The 26,515-nt window shown below is 70.9% G+C and carries 22 protein-coding genes; 9 read left to right on the forward strand and 13 right to left on the reverse strand.

Annotation, left to right across the window (positions count from 1 at the left end; all coding sequences use genetic code 11):
* Positions 1 to 60 precede the first annotated feature (60 nt).
* Entirely contained in the window at positions 61 to 3,045 is a 2,985-nt protein-coding gene (locus NCG93_RS16555; RefSeq protein ID WP_194412853.1) for a DUF5107 domain-containing protein, read from the forward strand.
* 9 nt (positions 3,046 to 3,054) lie between these two features.
* Here NCG93_RS16555 and NCG93_RS16560 read toward each other — a convergent pair whose 3' ends face one another.
* Positions 3,055 to 3,501 (reverse strand): cyclophilin-like fold protein, encoded by a 447-nt coding sequence (locus NCG93_RS16560; protein WP_194412854.1) that lies wholly within the window; start codon positions 3,499 to 3,501, stop codon positions 3,055 to 3,057.
* A gap of 101 nt (positions 3,502 to 3,602) precedes the next feature.
* Between NCG93_RS16560 and NCG93_RS16565 the strand changes: the two genes are divergently transcribed.
* Together NCG93_RS16565 and NCG93_RS16570 are read left to right on the forward strand one after the other, a co-directional pair.
* Positions 3,603 to 4,499, forward strand: a complete 897-nt coding sequence (locus NCG93_RS16565) for a helix-turn-helix transcriptional regulator (RefSeq protein WP_194412855.1) — start codon at positions 3,603 to 3,605, stop codon at positions 4,497 to 4,499.
* 322 nt (positions 4,500 to 4,821) lie between these two features.
* Entirely contained in the window at positions 4,822 to 5,310 is a 489-nt protein-coding gene (locus NCG93_RS16570) for a CinA family protein (protein WP_252787586.1), read from the forward strand.
* A 46-nt stretch (positions 5,311 to 5,356) separates the two neighbouring features.
* Here NCG93_RS16570 and NCG93_RS16575 read toward each other — a convergent pair whose 3' ends face one another.
* Together NCG93_RS16575 and NCG93_RS16580 are read right to left on the reverse strand one after the other, a co-directional pair.
* Positions 5,357 to 5,938 (reverse strand): GNAT family N-acetyltransferase, encoded by a 582-nt coding sequence (locus tag NCG93_RS16575; protein ID WP_194412857.1) that lies wholly within the window; start codon positions 5,936 to 5,938, stop codon positions 5,357 to 5,359.
* Positions 5,935 to 6,525 carry a hypothetical protein gene (locus NCG93_RS16580; RefSeq protein ID WP_194412858.1) on the reverse strand — a complete coding sequence of 197 codons (591 nt, stop codon included), beginning with the start codon at positions 6,523 to 6,525 and terminating at the stop codon, positions 5,935 to 5,937. Before NCG93_RS16580 ends, NCG93_RS16575 begins: the two co-directional genes overlap by 4 nt.
* 169 nt (positions 6,526 to 6,694) lie before the next feature.
* Between NCG93_RS16580 and NCG93_RS16585 the strand changes: the two genes are divergently transcribed.
* Positions 6,695 to 7,288: a TetR/AcrR family transcriptional regulator gene (locus tag NCG93_RS16585; RefSeq protein ID WP_194412859.1), complete on the forward strand. Its 594-nt coding sequence runs from the start codon at positions 6,695 to 6,697 to the stop codon at positions 7,286 to 7,288.
* Positions 7,289 to 7,502: 214 nt separating this feature from the next.
* Positions 7,503 to 8,882: an MFS transporter gene (locus tag NCG93_RS16590; protein WP_206687297.1), complete on the forward strand. Its 1,380-nt coding sequence runs from the start codon at positions 7,503 to 7,505 to the stop codon at positions 8,880 to 8,882.
* Between the two features lie 106 nt (positions 8,883 to 8,988).
* On the opposite strand, the gene NCG93_RS16595 is transcribed toward NCG93_RS16590, so the two are convergent.
* The gene (locus NCG93_RS16595) at positions 8,989 to 9,984 is read right to left on the reverse strand and encodes an NADP-dependent oxidoreductase (protein WP_194413752.1); all 996 of its coding nucleotides are present in this window, start codon (positions 9,982 to 9,984) and stop codon (positions 8,989 to 8,991) included.
* A gap of 275 nt (positions 9,985 to 10,259) precedes the next feature.
* Here NCG93_RS16595 and NCG93_RS16600 point away from each other — a divergent pair, with 275 nt between their 5' ends.
* A complete protein-coding gene (locus NCG93_RS16600; RefSeq protein WP_194412860.1) occupies positions 10,260 to 10,607 on the forward strand; it encodes a UBP-type zinc finger domain-containing protein in 348 nt (115 codons plus the stop codon).
* On the forward strand, positions 10,604 to 12,265 hold the full coding sequence (locus tag NCG93_RS16605; protein WP_194412861.1) for an FAD-dependent oxidoreductase: 1,662 nt from the start codon (positions 10,604 to 10,606) through the stop codon (positions 12,263 to 12,265). The genes NCG93_RS16600 and NCG93_RS16605 overlap by 4 nt, the downstream gene beginning before the upstream one ends.
* A gap of 36 nt (positions 12,266 to 12,301) precedes the next feature.
* Here the strand turns inward: NCG93_RS16605 and NCG93_RS16610 are convergent, their stop codons facing one another.
* From NCG93_RS16610 to NCG93_RS16650, 8 genes are all read right to left on the reverse strand, one after another.
* Entirely contained in the window at positions 12,302 to 13,333 is a 1,032-nt protein-coding gene (locus NCG93_RS16610) for a P1 family peptidase (RefSeq protein ID WP_194412862.1), read from the reverse strand.
* A 65-nt stretch (positions 13,334 to 13,398) separates the two neighbouring features.
* On the reverse strand, positions 13,399 to 14,985 hold the full coding sequence (locus NCG93_RS16615) for an amidohydrolase (RefSeq protein ID WP_241741582.1): 1,587 nt from the start codon (positions 14,983 to 14,985) through the stop codon (positions 13,399 to 13,401).
* Between the two features lie 60 nt (positions 14,986 to 15,045).
* Positions 15,046 to 16,578 (reverse strand): serine hydrolase domain-containing protein, encoded by a 1,533-nt coding sequence (locus tag NCG93_RS16620; protein ID WP_194412864.1) that lies wholly within the window; start codon positions 16,576 to 16,578, stop codon positions 15,046 to 15,048.
* A complete protein-coding gene (locus NCG93_RS20410; protein ID WP_194412865.1) occupies positions 16,575 to 18,395 on the reverse strand; it encodes a membrane dipeptidase in 1,821 nt (606 codons plus the stop codon). The genes NCG93_RS16620 and NCG93_RS20410 overlap by 4 nt, the downstream gene beginning before the upstream one ends.
* A gap of 4 nt (positions 18,396 to 18,399) precedes the next feature.
* Positions 18,400 to 19,281, reverse strand: coding sequence for an aminodeoxychorismate lyase (locus tag NCG93_RS16635; protein ID WP_194412866.1), 882 nt, complete (start codon positions 19,279 to 19,281; stop codon positions 18,400 to 18,402).
* A gap of 14 nt (positions 19,282 to 19,295) precedes the next feature.
* Complete coding sequence (gene menC / locus NCG93_RS16640) at positions 19,296 to 20,435, reverse strand: o-succinylbenzoate synthase (protein WP_194412867.1); 1,140 nt, start codon at positions 20,433 to 20,435, stop codon at positions 19,296 to 19,298.
* A complete protein-coding gene (locus tag NCG93_RS16645) occupies positions 20,432 to 21,124 on the reverse strand; it encodes a MurR/RpiR family transcriptional regulator (RefSeq protein WP_194412868.1) in 693 nt (230 codons plus the stop codon). The genes menC and NCG93_RS16645 overlap by 4 nt, the downstream gene beginning before the upstream one ends.
* Positions 21,121 to 21,939, reverse strand: coding sequence for a hypothetical protein (locus tag NCG93_RS16650; protein WP_194412869.1), 819 nt, complete (start codon positions 21,937 to 21,939; stop codon positions 21,121 to 21,123). The genes NCG93_RS16645 and NCG93_RS16650 overlap by 4 nt, the downstream gene beginning before the upstream one ends.
* A gap of 106 nt (positions 21,940 to 22,045) precedes the next feature.
* Here NCG93_RS16650 and NCG93_RS16655 point away from each other — a divergent pair, with 106 nt between their 5' ends.
* Complete coding sequence (locus NCG93_RS16655; protein WP_194412870.1) at positions 22,046 to 23,170, forward strand: M20/M25/M40 family metallo-hydrolase; 1,125 nt, start codon at positions 22,046 to 22,048, stop codon at positions 23,168 to 23,170.
* Between the two features lie 44 nt (positions 23,171 to 23,214).
* Here NCG93_RS16655 and NCG93_RS16660 read toward each other — a convergent pair whose 3' ends face one another.
* On the reverse strand, positions 23,215 to 24,315 hold the full coding sequence (locus NCG93_RS16660) for a C39 family peptidase (RefSeq protein WP_194412871.1): 1,101 nt from the start codon (positions 24,313 to 24,315) through the stop codon (positions 23,215 to 23,217).
* A gap of 357 nt (positions 24,316 to 24,672) precedes the next feature.
* Between NCG93_RS16660 and NCG93_RS16665 the strand changes: the two genes are divergently transcribed.
* Entirely contained in the window at positions 24,673 to 26,505 is a 1,833-nt protein-coding gene (locus NCG93_RS16665; RefSeq protein ID WP_241741584.1) for an ABC transporter substrate-binding protein, read from the forward strand.
* Positions 26,506 to 26,515 lie beyond the last annotated feature (10 nt).

Raw genomic sequence — 26,515 nt, forward strand, 5'->3', positions numbered from 1 at the left:
CGTTCGGCGAGAGAACCCGCAGCCCGGTACTCCGCCGCAGTCTCCCCGAGGAGGTCAGCGATGACCGCTGAACGGACGGACGTCACCGACAACGGACCCGCGGTCCGCGGTGCGTCGTACGAACCCCACGAGAAGCTCCGGCTTCCGGATGCGCCCGCCGACCTCGACGCGGCGCTCCGGCGTGGAGAAGCCGTCGCCTGGCGCGAGCCGCTGACGATCCGCACCTACGAGCCGGGTGAGCCGAGCCGCTACCCGATGTTCCTCGATCACCGGGTCTACCAGGGGTCCAGCGGGAAGGTGTATCCGCTGGCGTTCACCGAGAGCGTCTCCGATGAGGCGACCCTGCGCGACTGGGATGCGATCCATCTCGAGAACGAGTACATCCGCCTCGTCGTGCTTCCGGAGCTGGGCGGTCGCATCCATGTCGGCTACGACAAGACGACGGGGTACGACTTCTTCTACCGGAACAACGTGATCAAGCCGGCCCTGGTCGGGCTCGCCGGCCCGTGGATCAGTGGGGGCGTCGAGTTCAATTGGCCGCAGCACCATCGTCCGGCGACGTACCTCCCCGTCGAGGCATCCATCGAGTACGACGATGACGGCACGGTGACCGTGTGGTGTCACGACCACGATCCGTTCGCCCGCATGTCGGCTCAGCACGGTGTGCGCCTGCGGGCGGACAGTTCGGTCGTCGAGCTCGCGGTCCGCCTGCACAATCGGACGGACGAGCGTCAGAGCTTCCTCTGGTGGGCGAACGTCGCCGCCGCGGTCCACGACGACTATCAGTCCTTCTTCCCGGAAGACGTGCGCTACGTCGCGGATCATGCCCGGCGAGGACTCACCGCGTTCCCTCAGGCGGACCGGCCCTACTACGGCGTCGATTATCCGGCGCTCGCGCAGACCGCCCCCGACGCCGACCGCATCGACTGGTACAAGAACATCCCCGTGCCGACGTCGTACATGATCGTCGACTCGGGGCAGGACTTCTTCGGCGGGTACGACCATGCGGCGGGCGCCGGTTTCGTGCACTGGGCCGAGCGTCGGCTGTCGCCGGGCAAGAAGCAGTGGACGTGGGGGACCGGGCCGCTCGGGCAGGCGTGGGATGCGCAGCTCACCGACGGCGACGGTCCTTACGTCGAGCTCATGGCCGGCGTGTACACCGACAACCAGCCGGACTTCAGCTGGCTGCTCCCCGGCGAGACCAAGGTGTTCACGCAGTACTGGTATCCGATCCCCGCGATCGGGACCGCGCACCAGGCCACACCCGACGCGGCAGTTCACGTGGATCGCGACGGGCCGTTGGCGGCCACCTTCGCCGTGACGCGACCACACCGAGGCGCCCTCGCGCGCATCGTCCGCGGCGGCGAGGTGCTCGCCTCGCAGAACGTCGACATCGATCCCGGGGTGCCGTTCCGGCTCGAGGTCGACGTGCGACCCGACGGCGACGGGGCGATCGCGGCGGAGCTGCTGACCTCGGCGGGACAGCTTCTGGTGCGATGGAGCCCGACCGTCGTCGGCGACGGAGAGCCCTGGGTCGCCGACGAGCCCCCCGCACCCGCCGCGATCGACTCCGTCGAGGAGCTCTACCTCACCGGGCTCCACCTCAGCCAGTACCGCCACCCGACGCGCTCGCCGCTGGCGTACTGGAACGCCGGCCTCGAGCGCGATCCCGGTGACGTCCGCATCAACCTCGCGCTCGCAGACCGGGACTATCGCGCCGGGGACCACGTCACGGCACTCGGGCGGGTGGAGACGGCGCTGGCGCGGCTCACTCGCCGCAACGCGAACCCGATGGATGCGGAGGCGTTCTACCTGCAGGGGCTGGTACTGCGCCGGCTCGGCCGGATCGCCGAGGCGGAACAGGCCTTCGGCAAGGCAGGCTGGGACGGCACGTGGGCAGCGGCAGCGGGGTTCGCCCTGGCCCAGTCGTTGGCGTGCCGGGGTCAGAACCGCGCCGCACTGCGCGTCCTCGACACGCTCGACGGGGTGGTCGGCCACGACGTGCGCCGCGTCGCCCTCCGCGCGATCCTGCTCCGCCGTTCTGGAGTGGACACGGATGCCGAAGCCGTCCTGCTGCGGGCACTCGAGGCCGATCCCCTCGACGCCACCATCAGGGCGCTCGCGGGTCGACCCCTGACAGACGCGGCCGGGCTGCTGCTCGACGTCGCGTTGGAGCTGCGCAATGCCGGAGCGCTGGACGAGGCGCTCCAGGTGCTCGAGTGGACGTCCACCGCAGCGGCCGCCTGGTCGGGCAACGTCCGGCCGATCGCGCACTACGTCGCCGCCGCCGTCCACGAGGCACGTGGGGACTCCGCCCGGGCCGCGGAGGAGCGCGAGCGCGCCCAGGCGGCCGACCTCACCCGCTGCTTCCCGTTCGGGCTCGATGCGCTCGACGCACTCGAGGCGGCGCTCACCGCAGACCCGGATGACGCCGTGGCGCATTCGCTGATCGGGATGCTGCTCTACGCGCATGGGCGACGCCCCGAGGCCGGCGCGCACTGGGAGCGGGCGATCGCGCTCGGACGTGTCGACGCCGTCCTCTTCCGCAATGCCGCGCTCGCCGCCTACAACATCCGTCACGACGACGCCCGCGCGTGGGACTTGTACGAGCGAGCTGTCACGGTCGCGCCCGACGACGCCCGCCTCCGGTACGAGCAGGACCAGCTGGCGATCCGGCTCGGACGGACCACCTCGGAGCGACTGCGCCGGCTGCGGCCGGTGGAACCTCTGGTGCTCTCTCGCGATGACCTGACGATCGAGTACGTGAAGCTGCTGATCGACGCCGGGGAGGCGGGGCGGGCGCTCGAGATCCTGCTGACGCGATCCTTCCATCCCTGGGAGGGCGGCGAAGGCCAGGCGATCGCGGCGTGGGACGCGGTGCTCGCAGCCAACGGCCTGCCGCAGACCGACCCGCCCGCCACGCTGGGCGAGGCGCGCCTCCCGTACGTTCCCCCTGTGGCCCGCCATGCCAGCGGGGAGACCGACTACTTCGCCACGAGCCTGCCGGAGCTCCTGCTGTTCGCCCGCGAGACCGCCGAGGACTGATCCGTCCTGTCAGTCGGTGGCTGCCAGGAGATCGATTGGGCAGTCGCGTACGCAGCCGGCAAGGTCGTCGAGTCCGTTCGTGGTGTGACCGACGAGGACGAGCCCTTGAGCAGGGACGGCGGAGCCGTCGGAGAGGAAGACGACGATGCTCTGCTCCGAGGCGACGTAGGCGACGTCGCCGGCGCGATACTCGCCGGCCGGAGTGCGCTGGTCGACAGCGAGCGGTTCGGACAACCGTGCGAACACGGCTGTTCCCATCCGGTCGTGGAATGTCAGCGCCAGCGGCAGTCGGGAGCCGAACTGACCGGCGGTTCCGGCGTCGTCCACTGCGATGTGCACTTGAGACGGCGGGGTCGCGACGCCCGGCGAGAGAACGAGGACGGCGCACAGGAGCGCGGCCACGACGCTGTTGAAAACGTCTTGCGGGGCGGTTCGCAGAAGTGCACGCTGTGGCATGCGCCCAGCCAACGCGTTCTCCCTGCGCGACGGGAGCCCCTGACCTGACGCGCCCTGGCAGGGCATCCCAGCGCGGCTGCTCCTCGACCTAGCCTGTGTGCATGGACAACCGTTCCGAGGTTCGCGACTTCCTGATGTCGCGACGGGCGCGGGTCGATCCCGAGGACGTGGGCTTCGGACGCGGTGGCGACCGCCGCGTGCCCGGCCTGCGCCGCGGTGAAGCCGCCGCGCTGGCGGGCGTTAGCGTCGAATACTACGCACGCTTGGAGCGGGGAGCGATCGCCGGTGCCTCCGACGCCGTGTTGGACGGCGTGGCGAAGGCGCTGCAGCTGGATGACGCCGAGCGGGACCATCTGCACCGGCTCGCGCACCAGGCGGGCGCCGTGGCGACCAGCAGCCGCAGGCCGGGGAAGGCGGCACCGCTGTGGCGGCCCTCACCCAGCATCCAGTGGTTCCTGGACTCCCTGCCGTCCGCCGTCGCGATGGTCGGCAACGGCCGCACGGACCTGCTCGCGTGGAACCCGCTGGGTGCGGCGTTGATGGACGAGATGCTCGCGACCGCGACCACCACGCCTCCCAATTTCGCGCGGTTCATCTTCCTCGAGCCCGTCGCCCGCCGCTTCTACCCCGACTGGGAGGCCGTCGCCGGGATCAACGTCGCTCAACTGCGCACCGAAGCGGGTCGGGACCCGCACAGCAAAGCGCTGCACGACCTCGTCGGCGAACTGTCGACGCGCAGCGATCACTTCCGCTCGCTGTGGGGGCGCCATGACGTGTGGGAGCACCAGTCCGGCGTGAAGAGATTCCACCACCACGCGGTCGGAGACCTCACCCTGCACTTCGACGGCCTGGACCTGGTCGGACAGGCCGCCGTGCAGCTGACCGTGCTCACGGCCGAACCCGGGTCACCCGATCACGAAGCCATGCACCTGCTCGGCAACTGGGCGGCGGTGTCACCCTCAGCGGACGGACGTCGGCACGGGCGCGCGGCGATCTAGCGGCGGCTGCCGTCACGGCCGCGACGAGCGCTTCGCGAGGGACCCTCGAGGGAGTGAACGCACCGATCGCGTGGGCGGCGCACGAGTTCCACGTCGCGCGACCCACGTTCGAGGCGGGATCCGCCGAGACCCGATCCGGCCCTGGTGGGCGCGGATGTGGCCGCACTGCATCACCAGGCCGTGTCGATGTCATGCACGGGTCGAGGCGTGCGCCATTGGCCGATCGTGTGCGCCCAGCGGCGGAGCGGATAGGCGCGACGGGCGTTGTGGGGCCCTGTCAACCCGGCGGTTCCAGGAGCCCGGTTTCGCTACGTTGGTGGCCGTGACTGCGGAGAAGAGCGCCGATCTGGCGCAGAAGGTGGCTCGGTGCGCAAGCGACCGCGACCTCACCGTCGCGGTGGCGGAGTCTCTGACGAGCGGGCTGCTCGTGAGTGCGCTGGGTGCCGCCGAGAACGCATCGGAGTGGCTCCGCGGCGGGGTCGTCGCGTATGCCACCGCGGTGAAGCACAAGGTGCTGGCAGTGTCACCCGGCCCGGTGGTGAGTGCTCGGTGCGCGGAGGAGATGGCGGCCGGCGTCGCCGCGCAGCTGGACGCCGACGTCGCGGTTGCGACGACCGGCGTGGGCGGACCCGACAGCGAGGAAGGTCGCGAACCGGGGACGGTCTACATCGGCTGGTGGGTCGGCGGGCGAGCCGGCAGCAGGCTGTACAACTTCGACGGCGCGCCGGAAGCAGTCCTGGATGACACGGTCGCTGCTGCGCTCACAGAACTCCTGCGAGCGATGTATGCCGCCGACCGCCGTGGCTCGTGACGGCAATCGCCGTGCGGCGCTCGGTCTCTCCCGGTGAGCGGGGCGGTCAGAAGCGGTACCGCAGCAGCTGCATGTCGGTGGTGCCGGGCTCCAGGCCCTCATCGAGGAAGCCGGCGCGCTCGGCGACGTGACGTGCGACCGCGTTCGCCGGACGGGTGCGCACCACGACATCCGTGCTCGGTGCGACGAGGGGTGCGAGCGCGAGCGATTGCTCCACGACGATGCGGGCGAGTCCTCGCCCCTGTGCGGCCGGTGCGAAGCGGTAGTACACGTTGAGCACGGGCCGGCCCGCCAAGGTGTGATTCCGGATGCCACCGAGACCGGCGAACACCCGCGCGCCGTCGTCGGCATGGGCGCCCGGCACGCCCTCCCGCCACTTCCCAGCGGGGAGAAGCACCGCCCAGTAGCCGAAGCCGTGCTCGGCCCAGTGGTCGAGTATCGGGGTCAGGAACCGCGCGGAGTGCTCGACGTCGGGGTGCGTCTCCTGCGGGTCGTAGCGGTAGACGGAAGGGTCGCCGTGAACGGCGAAGACGCCGGCTGCGTCGGCTTCGAAAGGCCGGCGCAGCAGCACTCCGGTATCGGTGGTGATCCGCAGCGCCCGTCGGCGCGCCGCCTCTGCGGTCGTCATGCCGTGAGTGTAATAGCGCCGACGAGGATCGCGACGAGGACGTCGAGCACGGCACAGAAGCGGGCGAGCGCGCGGTCGACCACGCGTCCGGTGCGGTAGTGGTGGGCATCCCACGCCGCGTGGCCGAGCAGTGCGGCGGCGACCAGCAGCCCGCCGACGGTCGGATCGAGCCGCAGGGCGAGTACGGCCATCGCGCCGAGCACGAGCATCGCGGCGGTCTGCAGCGGCAGTGCCCACCAGGGATGGGTCCGGGATGCGGTCGGGCCGACGATGACCAGCACTCCGGCGAGGGCGAGAAGCCACGGCAGCGCGTCGAGGCCCGCGAACTTGTCCAGCGTGATGAGGGCGAACGCGACGCCGAAGGCGACCCACGCCACCCATCGCCGATGGGTTGCGGCCGCCGCGAGATACACGAGACCGGATGCCGCGACCACCGGAGCGACCTCGCGCCCGTCGGCGAGTCGGTAGGCGGTCGCCGACGCGACCAGCACCGCGAGCGCGGTGGGCCAGACGATCGGCCACCAGTCACCGGCACGTCGGCGTCGAAGAGGGCGGTCAGGCGATTCCTGTCTGAGGACGGCATCCATTTCCAGCTCCTGTTCTTGAACACCGGTGTGCGAGTTGTAAACTGTACACCAGTGTCCGATTTAACGGAACGGATCCGTTCGTCGCCGCGCATGCGGCCGCGTGGCCGGACTGCGCAGGCTAAAGTGCACATGACCGTCCGATTTAGGAGGCGTGGTGCGTGGAGCGGGTATGACGGCGGAATCTGCAGGCGCGTCGTCCCAGGACCGTGCCAAACGGGCCGATGCCGTCCGCAACATCGAGTCGATCGTCGCCGCTGCCACGCGACTTCTCGCCGTCGACCCTGACGCCAGCATCAACGACATCGCCAAGGCGGCGAACGTGGGACGGGTGACGCTCTACGGTCACTTCGACTCTCGTGCGACCCTCATCCGCGAGGTCGTCGACCGCGCGATCGCCCAGACCGAGGAGGCGCTGGCGGACCTCGACCTCGACGGCGACCCCCGAGAGGCGCTCGGCCGTCTGCTCGAGGCCACGTGGCATCTCACCCACCGATTCGGTGCCGTCGTCGTCGCGGCTTCTCAAGCGCTGCCCCCCGATCAGATCCGCCGCGCTCACGACGAACCCGTCCTCCGGGTCCGCGCACTGCTGGAACGCGGACGCGACGCCGGCGAGTTCCGTCGCGACATGCCCATCGACTGGCAGATCAGCGTCATCCAGGCGATCGTGCACGGAGCCTCGGCTGCGGTCCATCGTGGCGAGATCAGCGCCGACGAGGCGCCTGTCCTGGTGCGCGACACGAGCCTCGCGGCGCTCGCCGCCTGACCTCGGGGTTCAGCGGCCCGAGTTCCGCGGACTCGGCCCGTGGCCGCCGCGTCGGCCTCGGAGTGAGGCGCCGCACTCATCACAGTCTCGCCTCTGAGTGCCCCGCCGCAGCGCTCGCGTGAAACCGGGCTACGACACATCCCTCTTGTCGAACACGTGTGTACGGTTTATCTTTCTCGTACACCACCGTTCAACTTACGAAAGGGTCAAAGTCGTGCACGCTTCAGATCCCACGGCCGCGAAGGTACTCCCCGCCGCCGATCCGTCCCGCTGGCGCATCCTCGCCCTGCTGGGCGTGGCCCAGCTGATGCTGATCGTCGACGTGACCGTCGTCGCGATCGCTCTGCCCGACATGCAGGCCGATCTCGGGTTGGACAGGACGACGGTCGCGTGGGTCGCGAGTATCTACGCGCTGGTCTTCGGCGGCTTGATGCTGCTGGGCGGCAAGGCCGCCGACATCCTCGGTCCACGACGCGTCGTGCTCGCGGGCCTGACGGTCTTCATCGCCGCTTCGCTGCTCGCGGGGCTGGCGGGCAGCGGCGAGATGCTCCTGCTCGCCCGCGCGCTCCAGGGCGTGGGCGCGGCCGCCATGTCACCCGCCGCATTGTCGGTGATCGTGCGGACGTTCACGGGTCCGGAGCTGACTCGCGCCCTCGGCGTATGGTCGGCTCTCGGTGGCGCGGGCGCCGCGGTCGGCGTCCTGCTCGGTGGCCTGCTGACCGCCGGGCCCGGGTGGCCGTGGGTGTTCTTCATCAACGTGCCGGTCGGCATCCTCCTGCTGATCGGTCTGCTGAGATCGGTCCGACCGTTGCCGGGATCGGGTGGGCGCGTCGACGTGGTCGGCGCAGCGCTGGTGACGGCGGCGACGGGCGCCGCGGTGTACGGACTCGCTGCGGCCGGCGACGACGGCTGGTTGAGCGCGTCCACGCTCATCGCGTTCTGCGTCGCGCTCGTGGGATACGCCCTCTTCGCGTGGCGGATCCGCTCGACCGACGCCCCGCTCATCCAGCCGGCGATGCTCAGGCGAGGATCGGTGGTGCGGGGGCTGGGGCTGATCTTCGTCGCAGCCGCCCTGATGATCTCGGTCTTCTTCCTCGGCTCGTTCTCGCTCCAGCAGCTTCATGGATTCACCGCGCTGGAGACGGGGCTGTCGTTCCTGCCCGTCGCGGCCGGCTCCATCCTCGGCGCCACGCTCGGTGGGCGCATCATTCCGCGCTGGGGCGTTCGTGCGGTGTCGGTGACGGGGCTGCTCATCACCGCCGCAGGACTCGCGGCGGCGGCGGGGATCTTCTCGATGACGGTGCTGATCGTCGGCACGAGCGTCGCGGGCTTCGGTGTGGGAGCGGTGTTCGTGGCGGCGGCGGGCAGCATGTTCTCCGCTGTCGAGCCGACCGAGGCCGGTGTCGCATCAGGCGCGCTGAGCACCTTCCACGAATTCGGTGCCGCCGCGGGCGTCTCCGCCGTGTCGAGTGTGGCGGCCGCGGCCCTCATGAGTCCGGGCTTCGCCGCCTTCGCCCCGGGTTACTGGTTCGCCGCCGCCGTGGCGCTCCTGGCCGGCCTGGCTTCGCTGGTGTGGCGACCGCGGCTGGGCTGACGCACCGGCCCGCTGGTGCGCACGACGATCGAGCTCGTCCTGTCGTCGTGCGCACGGGCGCTGCTCGCGCGCTGACCTCGGCCGGCGCGCTGACCGCGGCTACGGGTCACGGCATGCTCACGACGGTCTTTCCGCGTCCCTCTCCGGCCGCCACGAGCCGCAGCGCCTCGGCGGTCTGGTCGAAGGGCAGCACGCGGCCGACGGCGGGGCGCAGCACTCCGTCGTCGACGAGGCGAGCGATTCGGCGCAGCTGCTCGCCGCTGGCCCGCATGAACAGGAACTCGTAGCTGACGCCCAGCTTTCGCGCCTGCCGGCGCACCTTCGCGCTGAGCCCGCGGATCGCGAGCCGCACGAGGGGGTTGAGTCCGGCATCCCGGGCGAACTGCGGGTCGGGAGGGCCTGCGATGCCGATCGCTCGCCCGCCGGGTTTCAGGATGCGCAGCGACTTCTCGAGGTTCTCGCCGCCGATGCTGTCCAGCACGAGATCGAAGCCGCTCAGCTGCTGCTCGAAGTCCTCGGTCCGATAGTCGATGACGATGTCGGCGCCGAGCTCGCGCACGAACTGCGCGCTGGCGCTGCCGGCGGTCGTGGCCACCGTCGCGCCCAGGTGCTTCGCGAGCTGGATGGCGAGGGACCCGACCCCGCCCGCACCGCCGTGGATCAGGACCTTCTGGCCCGCCTGCACCCGCCCCCGCTCCACCAGTGCCTGCCAGGCGGTCAGCGCGACCAGTGGGAACGATGCCGCCGCCTCGATGTCGACCGAGGCGGGGGCGATCGCGAGGTCGGACTCGGGCACGGCGATGCGCTCGGCGAACGTGCCGATGTGCTGGTCATCCGGGCGGCCGTAGACGGTGTCACCCGGCTTGAGGCCGCGCACGTCGGCGCCGACCCGGATAACGGTTCCGGCGAGATCGTGACCCAGCACGAGCGGAAACGCGTGGGGCAGGATCTGCCGGAACTCGCCGAGCCGGATCTTCTCGTCGAGGACGTTGACGCCGGCGGCGCGTACGCGGACGAGGACGTCGGACCGCCCCACGCGTGGTTCGGCAGCATCGATCTCTTCGAGCGGGCCTGTGAATGCCGAAACGGCGTACGCCTTCATATCTCTGTCGTGCTCCTTCTCGTGGACGAGGCGACGCATACCACCTCTGCATAACCAAGTGTACTCAATAATGAGTGTACTCGCTATTCGCTCAACGGAAGACGACGGGGCAGCTCCACTTCACGCCGTTGGACCTCCCACCGCTGGACGCCCGAGCGACGGCCTCTCCCCGCGGGGGCACCTCTGCCCACCTCGACTGTCGCGATCTCGGCCGCGCACCTCGCAGGGGCGTTAGCATCGCACCGATGGAACGCGCCGGACGAGAGGCAGGCCCGATGAGCCTGAATGACATCGACCCCACCGTGCCGCCTTCGGGCGAGGGCTGCGCCGACTGCGAGGCGGTCGGCGGCTGGTGGGTGCACCTGCGGCGGTGCGCCGTGTGCGGACACGTCGGATGCTGCGACACATCGCCGGCGCAGCACGCGACGGCGCACTTCCACACCAGCGGTCACCGCTACGTGCGCAGCTTCGAGCCGGGCGAGAGCTGGTTCTGGGACTTCGTCGCGTCCGATTTCGTGGACGGACCCGACCTCGCGCCGCCCGTCTCGCGACCGGCCACGCAGTCCTCTCCCGGCCCCGCGAGCAGGCTGCCCGCCGACTGGCGGGAGCTGATCCACCGATGAGGTCGCACGAGATCTCGCCGGCGAAGCAGCGCGAGATCGAACGCATGATGAAGCCGGCGCTGACCGACGCGCAGTGGCGACGGCTGGTCGCCTTCGGCGAGCCGCAGGAGGTCGCCGAAGGCGACTATCTCTTCCAGGCCGGCGATCTGGACTACGACCTGATCCTGGTCGAAACCGGCGAGGTCGAGATCGTCCGCGTCGCGTTCGGCTGGGTCGACGAGACGGTGGTCGGAACGATGGGTCCGCGCAGCTTCGTCGGTGAGCTGGGTCTGCTGAACGGGCAGGGTGCGTTCCTGACGGCACGCGCCTCGCGCGCCGGCCGGATGCTGCGCGTCAGCCGGGCGCGCCTGCGTCTGCTGATGGCCGAGGACGACGAGCTCTGCGACATCGTCCTGCACGCGCTGTGGGCACGTCGCGAGATGCTCCGCCGCGGACCGGCGGCGCTCACCCTCAAGCTGGTCGGACCGCGCTCGTCGCGTGAATTCCTGACCCTGCGCCGATTCGCGGAGCGGCTCGATCTCGTGCACACGGCGGTCGAGCTGGTCCCCGGCGAGCTCGGTGCCCTCGCCGAGCACGGCATCACGCTCGAGGACCTCCCGGTCGCCTTCATCCAGGGCGAGCCGATGCCCCGGGCGACGCCCGGCCTGGTCGCGGAGCGCCTCGGGCTCAGCTACCAGGCGCGCGCCGACGAGGTGGTGGATCTCGTCGTCGTCGGCGGCGGACCGGCCGGACTGGCCGCGGCGATCTATGGGGCGTCCGAAGGCCTCGACACGGTGATGCTGGATGCCGTCGCGCCGGGAGGGCAGGCTGCGGCGACATCGAGGATCGAGAACTTCCTCGGCTTCCCGTTCGGGGTCAGCGGCGGCGACCTCATCGGCCAGGCTTCGCTGCAGGCGCTGAAGTTCGGCGTCCGCGTCTATGCGCCCTGCGAGGCCGTCGACCTCAGACCCGTCGGCGACGACATCGACATCGCGCTCACCGACGGGCGCCTCATCCGCACCCGTACGGTGATCGTCACCTCCGGCGCCGCGTACCGCACCCTCGATCTGAAGCGGTGGAACGAGTTCGAGGGCGCCGGCATCTACTACGCGGCGACGCCGCTCGAGCTGCGTCAGGTGCTCGAGTCGCCGGTGGTGGTCGTCGGCGGTGCCAACTCCGCCGGCCAGGCGTCGCTGTATCTGGCGGCCAATGGATGCCCCGTGCACCTCGTGGTGCGCGGCTCCGACCTCGGCACCCGGATGTCGTCGTACCTCGTGGATCGCCTGCTCGAGGACCCCCGCATCGACGTCCACACCGGGTCTCGCGTCGTGGGGCTCGACGGCGGCTCCGCCCTCGAGCGCGTGAACATCGATTCGGTGGGGGATGTCGCGGCCCGCGGTCTCTTCTGCTTCATCGGTGCCGAACCCGCCACGTCGTGGCTCGCCGAGCTCGACCGCGACGCCGACGGGTTCCTGCGTACCGGCACGGACGTCTCGGTCCAGTCGCTCCAGCGGTGGCAGGGACTCGGAAGGGAGCCACTGCCGTTCGAGACGTCGGTGCCGCGGATCTTCGCCGCCGGAGACGTACGCCGCGGGTCGATGAAGCGCGTCGCCGCCGCGGTCGGCGAAGGCTCGAGCGCCGTCGCGTCGGTGCACCGCGCGCTCGCCGACTTCCGCTGAGACACGCCGGTGTGACCGTCCTCCCGGGCGGCCGCGTCAGATCACTCCGGCCGCCGCCAGCCGTGAGTGGACGGCGGCGAGAGGAATCGCGTGCGCGCGGTTCCCGTCGGCGTGCACCTGCGTGGTCGCCATCAGGATCGAGTTGATCAGTGCCTCCTCGACGGCATCCAGCGTCGCGTGCAGGAGCGGCGAGAGCGTGGCATCGGCGGGCGGCATTCCGTTTCCGACCGAGAAGGCGATCGCGTAGTCGCCGCTGCCCTGGGAGAAGTCCGAACCGACCCCGCGCAGCGCGAAGATGGCGCGGCGCGCGCAGCGCGTGAGCTGCCGCGCGTCGAGGGGCGCATCCGTCGCCACGACGATCATGCACGAGTTGCCGACGGTCTCGGCCGGCGGCGCGGAGACGAGCTCGTCTGCGGGCATGGGCACGCCGGCGATCGACAGTGTGCCGCTGAAGTTCGACTGCACGAGCGCGCCGATCGTGTACCTGCCGTCGCCCACGGGCACCTCACGGGACGACGTGCCGATGCCGCCCTTGAACCCGAGGGCCACCGTTCCGGCGCCCGCGCCGACACTGCCCTCGGCGACGCGGCCACCGGCGGCCGCCGTCAAGGCCTCGCTGACATGCGCGTCGCCGAGCGGACGGGAGCGGATGTCGGACAGGAAGCCGTCGTTGGTCTCGCCCACGACCGGATTGAGCGTGGTGGTCCGCTCGTAGCCCGGCTGCTCGAGCATGTGCCCCAGCAGTGCGTCGGCGACGCGGTACACCGACAGCGTGCTCGTCAGCAGCACGGGCGTCTCGACCGCGCCGAGCTCCTGAAGCTGGGTGGCTCCGACGAGCTTTCCGTAGCCGTTTCCGACGGCCAGTCCCGCCGGCAGCCAGCGCCGTTCGGCGCCCAGCTCGGCGGGGACGATCGCGGTCACTCCGGTGTGGAGCCGATCGGTGTGCACCGTGGAGTGGCCCACGAGCACGCCGGAAACGTCTGTGATCGCGTTGTGCCGACCTCGGGTGAACGCGCCCGGCCCGACTCCGAGGTCGGCCAGACGTGAGCGGGGCTCGTCGGGGGTCATCGGCACACGCTCTCCAGGTATCTCATGCGGTGGTTCTCGGGAATCGCCGGCTCTCCTCGTCCACGTCACCGCTCGACAGAGCCGAAGGCCGGCACCCCGCCGACGACGGTCGCGAGGGGGCGGATGCCCACGATGTCGGCCGGATCGGTGCGGAACGGATCGCCGTCGAGCACGACGAAGTCGGCGAGCATGCCGACGGCGAGGCGTCCGAGGCGGTCGTCGAGCCCTGCCGCGTAGGCCGGGGCCGCGGTGTAGGCGAGCAGCGCCTCTTCGGTCCGCAGGGGGCGCACTCCGCGTTCCGGGCCGATCGGCGAGGCGGCTGTGCTGCGCACGAGAGCATCGCGGATGCCGCGCAGCGGCGCGGACGGCTCGACCGGGGCATCGGAGCCGAAGGCGACGACCGCGCCGGCGTCGCGCAGTGCGGCCCACGCGTAGCTGTCGAGATCGCGGCCGTGCAGCAGCCGCGAGACGAGGGGGATGTCGCTCGCCCAGTGGGTGGGCTGCTGTGAGGCGATCACGCCGAGTCGCGCGAACCGTGCGGCGTCGGCGGGGGAGAGGTGCTGCGCATGCTCGACCCGCAACCGCAGACCGGCGCGCTGCGCTACGACGTGGGCGCGGGCGTACGCGTCGAGCACGAGGGCGTTCGCCCTGTCGCCGATCGCGTGCGTGGCCACGCCGATGCCGGCGCCGACGGCCACCGTGACGAGGCGGGCGAGTTCCTCGGGATGGAGCACCTCGATGCCGTGATTGCCCGGCTCTCCGGCGAAGTCCTCGCCCATGTGCGCCGTGTGCGAGCCGAGCGCGCCGTCCGCGAACAGCTTGACCGGCCCGTCGGTGAACCAGTCGTCGCCGGCGCCGGTGCGGCGGCCCGACGCGATGGCCTCCTCCAGCGCGTCGGCGGGCGTGCCCTTGTGCACTCGCAACCGCAGTCGGCCGGCATCCTTCAGTCGCAGGTAGGCGTCCCGCGCGTCCTCGCCGTCGAAGTCCGTGACGTGCGTGACGCCCTGCGACAGCAGCACCTGCTGCGTGCGTTCCAGCAGCTCGGCCAAGTCCACGGGGGATACGCGCTCGGCGTGGGCGAGGACTGCGCCGACCGCCGTCTCGCGAAGGAGCCCCGTCGGGCTGCCGGCCGTATCGCGCTCGATGCGTCCGCCGATCGGGTCCGGAGTGCCGTCGTCGATGCCCGCGCGGCGCAGGGCCTCGGCGTTCGCCCATGCCGAATGGCCGTCCACGCTCGACAGGCACACCGGTCGGTGCGGCGCCACGGCGTCGAGCGCGGCGCGGGTGGGCTGCCCGTCAGACCAGGCGTTCGCGTCCCATCGCCCGCCGACGACCCAGCCGTCGCCCGGCAGCGCGCGCACGTGCGCGTCGATGCGGGCGAGTGCGTCGGTGAGGCTGCCGGCGTCGCGCACGTCGAGCTCGTCGAGACTGCGCGCCAGGCTCGCGGTGTGGATGTGCGCGTCGTGGAATCCGGCGACCACGGACTCGCCCGGCAGGTCGCGCACGACGGTGCCGGCCGGTGCGCCGCTGCCTACGGCATCCGCTCCGCCGATCGCGGTGATCACGCCGTCGACGACGAGCATCTCCTGCGCGATGGTGCCATGGCCGTCGAGGAAGTGGATTCTGGGGTGGCGGTACAGCGTCGTTGCCATCAGCATCTCTCGCAGATCGGTCGGGGGTGGGGGCGCGTCATCAGGCGAGGTGTCGGCCCATCACGGCGCGACGCGGTAGTGGTCGGTGGCGCGGGGGGTCTCGCCCCGCGGCTTCACGCCGGCCGCGTCGGCGACCTGCACCGTGAACTCCTGCACGAGCGGCTCTCGAAGACCGATCATGCGCAGGTCGCACACGAGTGCCCCGCTCTCGCACGGAACCACCCATCGCAACGTGGAGCGGTCCGACGCCGAGAGTACGCGTTCCGCGAAGGGTGCGGCATCGGTTCGCACTGGTCCTGCCTCGGCGAGCGCCTGCGAGATGTGCCGCGACCGCACCTCGTCGGGGACGTCGCGCAGGACGTTGCGGGCGAGCAGCTCCGACGCCGCCGACAGCGGCCGGCCCTCCGTCAGGACCGCGTCGAGCCGGGCGGCTGCGGCGAGGGTCGCCGCCCACGGCCGCACGATCGCGGCGGGGGCGTCGGCACGGGTGAGGACGCCGTGCAGCACGTCGCCGGCGATGGCCCCGGCGCCGAACGCGTCGGAGTTGCCGAAGACGACGACGCCGATGCCGGCGGCGGGGTGCCACCGCATGTGGGACGAGAACCCGGGAAGGCCCCCGGCGTGCAGCACGACGCGACCGAATCTGCGGTCGTGCTCGACGACGAGTCCGTACCCGTATCCCGCGCCCTCGAGCTCTCGGGCGGGTGACGACCGCTCGCTCGTCGGGATGAGCGTGCGGACCGTCTGCATCTCGCGACGGGATGCCGCGGCCAGCACGTGCCCGTCCGCCGGCGCGTCGTCGAATGCCGAGCCGAGGAAGTGCATCCAGGTCGCGACGTCGTCGACGGTGCTGAAGAGGCTGCCGATGCATGCCAGCGCACCGGAGCCGACGTACGGTTCGGGGGTGAACGTGAGTCCGTCGTCGAACGTGCGGAAGCCCGCGGCAAGGTCGTCATCGTCGCCGTAGAGCCGTGCGTCGGGGCGGGTGTCACGCAGACCGAGGGGGTTGAGCACGCGTTCGCGCACGACGTCTTCGACGTCGCGGCCGGTGACGGCCTCGATCGCGCGGCCGACGAACGAGATGCCCAGATTGGAGTAGTGGTACTCGGTCGCCGGCTGCGCGGCCAGCGGCACTCCCGCCGCAACGAGCGCGGCCATCTCGGTCCGCGAGGAGCCGAGGTTCTCGTCGCCCCACGGGTTGTCTTCGGCAAGGCCGCCCCGATTCGACAGCAGCGCGTCGAGGGTGAGCCGCGCGTCGTGATCGCCGAAGCGCGTGCCCGCCAGTTCAGGCACGTAGTCGGCGGCGGGCGCGTGGAGGTCGAGCAGTCCCTCGTCGCGCAGCGAGAGAGCCGTGGCGGCCAGGAAGCTCTTCGACATCGACGCGATCCGGAACACGGTGCCCCGCCGGGTGGGCGAGCTGTCCCGGCGCGGGTCGCCGTGCGCGGCCACCGCGACCACTCGGCCGCTCTCCACGACCGCGGCGACGGATGCCGGCGCCCGCCGCAGCGTCGCGTCGTCGAGTCGCTCGTCCAGGGCGTCGCGCGCGTGGCGGGCCAGCGCACCGGTGCCGGTCTGGGCGGTCGTGGCGCTCACACCGGCCGCCGCTCCGCGGCGAACGACCGCACGTGCTCCGCGAAGCCGGCGACGAACGCCCGGGCCGAACGCGTGTTCTGCTCGTCCACACCGCGCGCCTCGGCGACCAGCTCTGCGACCGGCCGATCACCCGGGCCGGGCGAGACCGGCTCCCGCCACCGCGCCAGATCCTCGGCGCACACCTCGGGGTGGAACTGCACGCCGTAGACGCGCTCGCCGAGCCGGAACGCCTGGTGGGGGACGGCGGCGCTCGACGCGAGCAGGACGGCATCCGGTGGCAACGCCGTGATCATGTCCTGGTGGTTCTCGATCATCGGGGCGCCGTCACCCAGGGCCGTCGTGAGGGGATCCACGCGACCGGCGTCCGACGGCGTGATGAGCGTGGCGCCTCGCTCCTTGGGGCCGAAGTTCGCCCGTACCTCTCCGCCGGCGACGTGCGCGAGCAGCTGCCCGCCGAGGCAGATGCCCAGGGTCGGCAGATCGGCATCGATGGCCGCCTGCGCGAGCACCCGCTCCTGCGCCAGCCACGGCGCGCTCTCGTCGTCATCAGGCATCAGTCCGCCGCCGAGCATCGCCAGCCCGGCGTAGCCGTCGAGGTTCTGAGGCAGTCCGTGCGCGCCCAGCACGGCGTCGACCGCGATGCCCTCGTCCTCCAGCCATGTGCCCAGCCGCCGCGGTCCCGACGTCTCGGCGTTGACGACGACCAGGACGCGGGGGCGCTCCTGGGGCCCGCGCGCGGGGCGGGCGGCGGCATCCACTGCGGGAGTCACCGCCGCCGGAGCCGGCAGCGGAGCGGTCCCGGCCAGGAACGCGAGGTGGTCCTCGTCGGAGGCCTCGAGGACGCGGAGCACGTTGGCATGCCCGAGACGGTGGAGGTCCGACTCCGACCAGCCGCGGCCGCGGAGCTCGTCGAACAGGTCCTGATAGTGCGAGACGTCCTCCAGCCCCACGGGCATCGCATCGGTGCCGTCGTAGTCGGCGCCCAGCCCCACGGCGTGCACGCCGGCGACATCCCTCACGTGCTCGATGTGATCGGCGAGGTCCGGGATGCCCACCGGCGGGGCCTCGCCCTGCTCACCGTTCTGCACCCACGCGTGTCGGGCAGGAGACAGGAACGACGGCACGAAGGCGACCATGACCACGCCGCCCCGCTCGCCGATCGTCCGGAGCACGTCATCCGGCACGTTGCGTGGATGCGCGCACAGGGCGAAGGCCGCGGAGTGACTGACGATGACCGGTCGCGAGCTGACGGCCAGCGCATCGCGCATCGTCTGCGGCGAGACGTGGGCGAGATCGACCAGCACTCCGATCCGGTTCAATTCGCGCACCACGTCGCGGCCGAACGCGGTGAGCCCGCCGTGGCGGGCGTCGTCGGTCGCCGAGTCGGCCCAGTCGATGGTGCGCGACCAGGTCAGTGTGAGGTAGCGCGCGCCCAGGCGGGCGTACTGACGCAGCACCGCGAGCGAGCCGCCCAGCTGCGCGCCGCCCTCCACGCCGATCAAGGAGGCGATGCGGCCCGCCTGCATCGACTCCCGCACGTCCTCGGCGGTACGGGCGAACCTCAGCCGGTCCGGATAGGCGGCCACGAGGCGATGGACGAAGTCGATCTGCTCGAGCGTCGCCGTCACCTGCTCCGCGCCCGTGAGGACCGGATCGACCCACACCGACCAGAACTGGCCGCCGACACCGCCGGCCGCCATGCGTGGAAGATCGGTGTGGAGACCGGGCACCACCGCGTCGAGCCCGTCCGTGGTGTAGCCGAACCGCTCGCGGCGTTCCCAGGCGAGATCGTTGTGGCCGTCGACGACGGGGATCATGGTGCTAGGCCTTCCGTGCGTCCAGTGCGTGATTGAGACGGTCGCTCATACGATCGTCGACGGTGAGCGGCTCGCCGTCCAGCGACCGTACCGGGGCGACGCCGCGGGTACTGGAGCAGAGCCAGACCGCGTCGGCGCGGCGAAGCTCGGCGACGTCGATCCGACGTGTCGCGACCGAGTCGCCCCAGCTCTCCAGTGCCGCGAACGCGTCGCTCTGGGTCGTGCCCGGCAACAGGCCGAGCTCCACGGGAGGGGTCACGTAGACCCCGTCGATACGCGCGATGACGGTGGCGTTGGGGCCCTCGAGGATGAAGCCGTCGATGCTCGTGAAGATCACGTCCTGCGCCCCGCGGCGGCGCGCCTCCCGCAGCGCCGCCATGTTGACGGCGTACGAGAGCGTCTTGGCGCCCTGCAGCAGCCAGGGGGAGGTCTGGGCGACATCGTGACGGTAGCCGCGGTCCAGGAGCACCACGTCGAGCTCCGGCGCACCCGACGCGGGTCGGCTGTCGGGGGCGAAGCCGAGCGCCCAGCCGGTCGGCGCGTCGCCGGCCGCTTCATCGCCGCGCGACATCACGAACTTCACCGCGCCGCGGCGCGTGTGCTCGTGCAGCGCCTCGGCTGCCGCGGCGACCGCGCTCAACCACAGGTCGCGCCGCGGGGCGGGAAGATCGAGCATCGCCGCCGACCGCTCGAAGCGGTCCAGATGCGCCGCGAGCGCCTGCGGCACGCCGTCGACCACGACGACGGTCTCGAAGATGCCGTCGCCGCGCGTCGCCGACAGATCGGTGGCGGTCAGCAGGCCGTGTCGCGGCTCGACACGGGTCAGACAGTCGGCGGGATCGGCGTCCGATGCGAGGTCGAGGCGGTGGAGGGTCAGGGGGAGCACGGCGTCCTTTCGGGTCAGCGGGCCGCGGCCGCGTCAGCGGCAGTCAGGGTGTCGAGGGTGCGCGACGCGTTGCTGCGCACCCATTCCACGTCGACCTCGTGTCCGAGCCCCGGCGAGGTGGCCACCTGCACGACGCCCTGGCGGGCGATGACCGGCGGTACGACGACATCGCGCGAGTAGTACTTGTCGGAGCCCGAGACATCCGAGGGGAGCGTGAAGTTCGGAAGCGACGACAGCGCGACGTTGGCGGCTCTTCCGACGCCGAACTCGTGCATCCCGCCGCACCAGACCGGAATGCCCGCATCCTGGGCGACGTCGTGGGCGCGGCGGGCGGTGGTGAGGCCGCCCATGCGAGAGACCTTGATGTTCAGGACGCGACCGGCATCGAGCGTCAGCATGGTCTGGAGGTCGGCGATGTCGACGATCGACTCGTCCAGGCAGATCGGCGTGGAGAGCGTCGCCTGCAGCCGAGCGTGCGCCACGAACTCGCGCGGCGCGTAGGGCTGCTCGATCATCGTGAGACCGTGCGCGTCGAGCGCTCGCATCACCGCGGAGGTCTCCTCCGAATCGGCGTAGGCGCCGTTGGCGTCCACGTGCAGATCGAGATCGGGGTACGCCGAGCGCACCGCCCGCACGGGTTCGACATCCCAGCCGGGCGCGATCTTGAGCTTGACGCGCGCGTAGCCGGCGTCGACCTGCCGGGCGACCTGGGCGAGCAGCTGGTCGAGGGTGGGCTCGATCCCGAGCGAGACTCCCGCGACGACGTCGGTGCGCGTGCCGCCCAGAGCGCTCGACAGCGAGGAGCCGGCCGCCCGGGAGTACAGGTCCCACGCGGCGATCGAGAAGCCCGCCTTCGAGAACTCGTGGCCGCGGATGCGATGCCACCCCGCCTCGAGCTGCTCGGGGATCTCCCACTCCGCGCCGATGACGGCCGGAACGAGATAGCGCTCGGCGATCGCCCACGCCGTCACCGTCGTCTCGGGACCGTAGAACGGGTCGGCAGGGGAGGCGATCTCGCCCCACCCCACCCGCCCCTCGGCATCGGTGGCTTCGACCAGCACGTGGGTCAGCCCCGTCTTGCGGTGCGAACTGGTCTCGAAGCTGTGCACGAGGGGAAGATTCACCTCGAAGAGGCGCACACGGTCGATTCTCACGCCAGGCGCTCCTTGTCGGACTCGGGTCGGTAGAGGTGCAGCGCCGACGCGAGTTCGTCACGGACGGTGAGGCGCCGGCGCGCGCCCTTGGCGCTGGCCGTCGTCAGTGTGCTGAGCAGATGGCACGCGGCGGCGACCGCGGTGGGGGAGTCCGCGTACGACGCGGAGCGGGTGTGCACGTGGATCACGGTCGTCGCGATGTCGGTGAGCGGTGCCTCTGCGCTGTCGGTGATGAGCAGCACCTTCCCGCCGGCCTCGTGGAACAGCTCGCCGAACCGCACGGTCTCTTCGCGATAGCGACGCATGGTGAAGGCGACCAGCACGTCGGATGCCCGCACGTCGGTGAGCACGGTCAGCGGGGTCAGCGCCCTGCCGTCGACGAGGAAGACGTTGGACAGCGTGGCGCCGAGGTCGGCGCCGAGCAGTTCCGCATACGCCGCCGCCTTGCCGCGCCCGGTGATGTACCGACGGCGCGCACCGAGGATCAGTGCGGCAGCACGAGGGACGTCGCCGCTGCGGCCGAGCTCCTCGAAGGTGCGGGCAAGTGCGCGGGTCTCGGCCTCGATGACGCGGGCCTGCAGCTGCTCCGCCGAGATGTTCATGCGGAAGCGGTCGCCGTAGCGTTCGCCCGGCGAGACCAGCGAACGATCGCGCTCGCGCTCGCCCTCGTCGAAGTCGTCGGTCGTCATCGAGCTTCCTCCTCGTCGGGGCGTCCGACGGCCAGATAGGCGGCCGTCGACGTGTCGATCCGCGTGCATGCCACGAGCACCCGATGCTCATCGGCGAGTCCCGTGAGCGCCTCTCGTAGGCGGGCGCGGAGCGGGTCGCGTGCGGTCTGCTCCTCGTCGTTCGTGAGGGGTGCAGCCTGGGCCGGAACCGCCAGCCAGGCGGCATCCTGCATCACACCGTCCGGCCGCGCCACGGTGGTGTGCGTGACGCGCCCCCAGTCGGCACGACCGAGGGCGGGCGGCTGCGCGCGCCGCAGGTCGTCGAACGGGTCGTCTTCGCGCTCGAGCCTCCACTCGACCACGACGCGATCGGTGCCGGGGCGGCCGTAGTAGTCGGGAACGAATCCCACGCCTTCGCTGCGCAGCGAGGTGAAGTTGAAATGCGCGTTGCGTGCCAGCACAGGGTCGAACGTCCAGCGCATCGTGCGGTGGCCCCACCCGAGGGCGACGGTGCGCTGGTGCTCCTTGGCGAGACGGCCGACGCCTGCGTCCTGGTAGGCCGTGTCGACGACGGCCGCCTGCGAGTAGTGGAACTCGCGGCCGTCGCGGTCTCGTCCGGCGAATCCGTAGGCGAAGCCGATGAGTTCGTCCTCGGTCGTGTAGACGCCGACGGCGGATCCGCCGTTGCGAGCCAGGGCGCTGAGAAGGTTCGGGTTGAGCGAGAACTCCGGACGTTCATAGCCGAACACGCGTGTGTACAGATCCGCGGCGGCACCGAACTGCTCACCAGAGGTGAGCGTCTCGGCCCGAAGCGACGAGGGGAACATGTGCGCCATGATACGAATCCTATGTTTGCGCGCGAGGCAGTCGGTTACCGAAAATAACGCACACATCGACCCGGATCAAGGAATAGATATGATTCAAAAGAGACGGGGAGGCAACATGACAGTCATTCGAGGCGGCGCGCCCGGCGACCTCCTGCGGCGTCTGGAACGGCTCGTGCGCATCGAGTCCCCGTCGCGCGACACGGCCGCCAGCGAGCGCATGGCGGATCAGCTCGCGCAGTGGTGGCAGGACGCCGGTGCGACCGTGCGGTTCGAGAGCACGGATGCCGGCACGAGCCTCGTCGCCGAGGTCGCCGGCGAGGGCGACCCGCTGCTGCTCGTCGGCCATTCCGACACCGTCTGGGCGCGGGGCGCCCTCGACGGCGACGTGCCGTGGTCGATCGACGGCGACACCGTTCGCGGTCCCGGCGTCTACGACATGAAGAGCGGGCTGCTCGTCATGATCGCGGCGGTGGAGCGCCTCCGCGGCAGGCGCCATCGCGCCGTCCGTGCCGTCATCGTGTGCGACGAGGAGATCGGCTCGCCGACGACGCAGGCGCTGCTGCGACGCTGCGCCGAGGGCGTGTCGGGTGCGATCGGCTTCGAGTCCCCGCATCCGGACGGTGCTCTGAAGGTCGGCCGTCGCGGCAGCACCCGTCTGCGGCTGGAGGTGCAGGGGCGCGCATCGCACGCCGCGCTCGACCCGGGCGCCGGTGTCTCTGCGATCGATGAGCTCGTCGACCAGCTGCTGCGCGTGCGCAGCGTCGTCACGGACCCCGCCCTGCCCTCCGAGGTGCTCTGCAACGTCGGCACGATCGCCGGAGGCGACCGCGCCAACGTCGTGCCGGCGGGGGCGCACGCCGAGATCGGGCTCAGATTCGTGGATGCCGTCGCCGAGCGCCGCGTGCTGGCCGCGCTCGACGCGCTGACGCCGCTGCGTCCCGGCGCGGTCGTCAAGACCGGCATCCTCAGCAGCCGGCCCGCGTGGGCTGCGTCCGTGCGCGATCAGGAGCTTGTGGCTGCGATCGCGGACATCGGCAGAGGGATCGGCCAGGAGGTCGACGCGCGGCCCGCCAGCGGGGCGGGCGACACCAATCTGCTCGGAAGCCTCGGCATCCCGACGGTCGACGGCTTCGGACCGAGCGGCGGCGGCGCGCACGCCGTCACGGAGCACATCTCGCTGACTTCGCTGGGCGAGCGCATCGGCCTCCTGGAGGCTGTGCTCGCCGCCGTGCCCGACTGACCTGGAGCGCCCGGCGGGCTCAGCCGGCCGCGGGCTCGACGTGTTCACCACGCGGCCGCCCCATCGTGCGGCGGAAGGGTCCGCCCGCTCGGGCTGATCAGATAGACCGTGCGGCGGCTGCGGGACCACGCCCTGTCGAATGCGTCCCGCGGATAGGTGCGAAGTCCCGCCGCGCCGCCCGGGCTCGCCGGGTCGGCGACCAGCACGTTCCCGCGCGCATCGAACCCGCGGATCACGAGAAGATGCCCCGCCGTCGCGTAGTCGGCTCCCGGCAGTTCGCCGTCGCGGAACGAGATCGAGGCGACGAGCGGGATTCCGGAGCGTGTGAGCTGGTGCGCGTCGTGCAGCGACAGCAGGCGGGTGACGACGGCGCGCAAGCCCCACTCGCCGGCGAGCGCGACGTTGAACGCCCAGTTGCCTGTGCCGTCGTACGACGAGTCGTACACCGCGCGGGCGACCCAGGGCACGCGCGGGTCGGCGCCGGCGGGGGTCTCCGCCGACGCGTCCGAGGGGATGTCGACACCCCACGTCGACGCCACCATCGTGAGGGAGGTCGGTGAGCACCACGCCGGCCCCCCGCCGCCGAGATCCTCGCGCGACGGGTAGGCGCGCTGCGAGAGGGGCGCCACGCTGACCGCATGCGGCGTCGTCGGAGGGCCCGGCTCGTCGGCCACAGGGGCGCCCGGCGCGCTGAAGCTCACCGTCGCGAGCCGGAGGGGACGAGCAGGTGCGGCCGACTCGTCGTGGAGGGTGAGGCGCAGCTGGACGGCATCCCACCGGTCCCCCGCCGCGGAGCGCAGGATGTCGGTGTCGACGATCGGGCGCCGTCGCGCGCTGCGATCACCGGCGTGCTCCGTCGGCGCGCTGCGGCGATCGCCGACCGCTCCCCATCGCGCGAGCCACTGCCATGGGTGCCAACCGGTGTCGACGCTGCGCGCCCGGATCTCGATGTCGGCGCCGACGCCGGGGGCGAGGTTCCACGAAGCGATCGCCTCATCGGGGTGGACGCCTGCCGCGAACCCGGGCGCCAGCACGTCCGACGTCCAGTGCGGACCCTCCCACCCCGTCGTCGCATCCGCGCGCACCAGGTGGGTGTGCCAGGCCCGGCCGGCCGGCTGCGGGGGGACGACAGGGTCGGAAGACACGCGTTCTCCATTCGGATGGGATGATCCGCTACGGATCATCGACTTCCAGAGATTTGATCGTCGAGCCCGAGAGGTGAGCGGAATGTACCGTTCAACTCTCGGTTAGTGGCCCAATCTCCGATACCACCGACCTGTGCGTGCACATTGTGCACACAATGCTCCGCACCAGCCGTGCTCAGACTACGCGTCCACCCGTCGTCGGGTAGTTACAGTCTGATGAAGATCGGGTACAAATACGTTGACCGAGGGTTCAGCATGATGTTGCATTGCTGCATCCCCTGAAGTCCGGATTCCGGACCTCGCCCCGATGGAAGGACTCACATGCGATCTCGGCACCGCAAACATCTGATCCGCGCGATGTCACTCGTCGCCGCGGCTGCGCTCATCGTGGCTCCGGCGGCCGCGGCGAACGCCGCCGCTCCCACCCGCGTCCACGCTGCGGACCCGTCCGATTCTCCCTCGTCCGGCGACGATGCCAAGACCATGCGGATCGCGACGGCCGGATTCGTCGACACCTTCAACCCGTTCGTGTCGATCTACCTGCTGCCGACGAACCTCATCCGCTACATGTACGAGAACCTCGTTCAGAACAGCGATGTCGACGGGTCGCCGACGAAGGGCCTCGCCGACCACTGGGACGTGAGCGACGGCGGCAAGACGTGGACCTTCACGCTTCAGGACGACCTGGAGTGGTCGGACGGCGAGCCCATCACCTCCGCCGACGTGAAGTACACGTTCGACCAGATGATGAGCGTGCCGGAGCTCAGCGTGGCCAACGGCAACCTGGTCACCAACTTCGACAGCGTCGACGCGCCCGACGACAAGACCGTCGTCATCAACCTCAAGGAGGCGCAGGCGCCGAACCCGGCCATCGAGATCCCGATCGTCCCGGAGCACATCTGGTCCGAGATCTCGAACCCCGCCGAGTATGCGAACGACACGGACGTCGTCGGCTCCGGCCCGTTCCTGCTGGAGAGCTACGAGGCGAACCAGTTCATCACCCTCAAGGCGAACCCGACCTTCTGGGACGGCGCGCCGAAGATCGACAAGATCCAGTACGTCTACTACACGAACTCCGATGCACAGGTGCAGGCGCTGCGTTCGGGTGACGTCGACTTCGTCTCAGGCCTGACGCCGACGCAGTTCGACGCGCTCAAGGGCGCCGACGGCATCACCGTCCACTCCGGCATCGGCCGCCGCTACTCGTCGTTCAGCATCAACAGCGGCCTCAAGACGGTCGACGGGCGTCCGTTCGGCACCGGCAACCCCGCCCTGCAGGACGTCGAGGTGCGCCAGGCCATCCGGCTCGGCACCGACACCGCCACGCTGCTGGACAAGGTCCTCGGCGGCCTCGGCGACCCGGGCACGAGCTTCATCCCGGCCTCGTATCCGCAGTGGACTCTCCCGACGGACGACCCCGCGGTGACGGAGCTCGCCTACGACCCCGAGAAGGCGCAGGAGAAGCTGGATGCCGCCGGCTGGACCGTCGGCGAGGACGGCATCCGCACCAAGGATGGCCAGAAGCTGTCGATCCGCCTGACGGTGGATGCCTCCGACCCCACCGAGCAGTCGATCGCGCAGTACTTCCAGCCGTGGATGAAAGAGATCGGCATCGACGTGCAGATCGTCTCGACCGACTCCGACACGATCAGTGCCGTGGCCGTCTCCGGCGACTACGACATCTACCTGAGCGGCTGGAGCATCGGGCCGGACCCGGACTACCAGCTGGGCATCAACACGTGCGCGGCCCTTCCCACCGAGACCGACGGCACCGGTGCCACCAACCAGGACGGCTGGTGCAACGCCGAGTTCGACGAGATGTACCAGGAGCAGCGCACCGAGACCGACCCGGCCAAGCGTGAGGCGATCGTGCACGACATGCTCGCGCTCAACTTCACCGACACGGCGCAGATCACGTACTGGTACGCGAGCGGCCTCGAGGCCTATCGCTCCGACCGCTTCACGGACTTCCGCATGATGCCCGCCGACGGCGGCATCATCGCCAACCAGTCCGGGTACTGGGGCTTCAAGGACGTGGCGCCGGTGAGCGCCGACGGCGGCAGCGCCGCGGCGGCATCCGATGGTCCCAACGTCGGCCTCATCGTGACGGGTGTCGTGATCGCCGTCATCGTGATCGGCGTGATCGTCTACTTCGTGGTCCGGCGGCGCAAGAGCGCTGACGTAGAGTGATCCCTTCGGT

The organism is Microbacterium yannicii (assembly GCF_024055635.1).
GTDB classification, from domain to species: domain Bacteria; phylum Actinomycetota; class Actinomycetes; order Actinomycetales; family Microbacteriaceae; genus Microbacterium; species Microbacterium yannicii.

Bases quoted from the DNA above. Each gene is read 5' to 3' on its own strand.
- NCG93_RS16555 (WP_194412853.1), top strand. From the start codon at position 61: ATGACCGCTGAACGGACGGACGTCACCGACAACGGACCCGCGGTCCGC.
- NCG93_RS16560 (WP_194412854.1), bottom strand. From the start codon at position 3,501: ATGCCACAGCGTGCACTTCTGCGAACCGCCCCGCAAGACGTTTTCAAC.
- NCG93_RS16565 (WP_194412855.1), top strand. From the start codon at position 3,603: ATGGACAACCGTTCCGAGGTTCGCGACTTCCTGATGTCGCGACGGGCG.
- NCG93_RS16575 (WP_194412857.1), bottom strand. From the start codon at position 5,938: ATGACGACCGCAGAGGCGGCGCGCCGACGGGCGCTGCGGATCACCACC.
- NCG93_RS16580 (WP_194412858.1), bottom strand. From the start codon at position 6,525: ATGGATGCCGTCCTCAGACAGGAATCGCCTGACCGCCCTCTTCGACGC.
- NCG93_RS16585 (WP_194412859.1), top strand. From the start codon at position 6,695: ATGACGGCGGAATCTGCAGGCGCGTCGTCCCAGGACCGTGCCAAACGG.
- NCG93_RS16595 (WP_194413752.1), bottom strand. From the start codon at position 9,984: ATGAAGGCGTACGCCGTTTCGGCATTCACAGGCCCGCTCGAAGAGATC.
- NCG93_RS16600 (WP_194412860.1), top strand. From the start codon at position 10,260: ATGAGCCTGAATGACATCGACCCCACCGTGCCGCCTTCGGGCGAGGGC.
- NCG93_RS16605 (WP_194412861.1), top strand. From the start codon at position 10,604: ATGAGGTCGCACGAGATCTCGCCGGCGAAGCAGCGCGAGATCGAACGC.
- NCG93_RS16610 (WP_194412862.1), bottom strand. From the start codon at position 13,333: ATGACCCCCGACGAGCCCCGCTCACGTCTGGCCGACCTCGGAGTCGGG.
- NCG93_RS16615 (WP_241741582.1), bottom strand. From the start codon at position 14,985: ATGGCAACGACGCTGTACCGCCACCCCAGAATCCACTTCCTCGACGGC.
- NCG93_RS20410 (WP_194412865.1), bottom strand. From the start codon at position 18,395: ATGATCCCCGTCGTCGACGGCCACAACGATCTCGCCTGGGAACGCCGC.
- NCG93_RS16645 (WP_194412868.1), bottom strand. From the start codon at position 21,124: ATGACGACCGACGACTTCGACGAGGGCGAGCGCGAGCGCGATCGTTCG.
- NCG93_RS16650 (WP_194412869.1), bottom strand. From the start codon at position 21,939: ATGGCGCACATGTTCCCCTCGTCGCTTCGGGCCGAGACGCTCACCTCT.
- NCG93_RS16655 (WP_194412870.1), top strand. From the start codon at position 22,046: ATGACAGTCATTCGAGGCGGCGCGCCCGGCGACCTCCTGCGGCGTCTG.
- NCG93_RS16665 (WP_241741584.1), top strand. From the start codon at position 24,673: ATGTCACTCGTCGCCGCGGCTGCGCTCATCGTGGCTCCGGCGGCCGCG.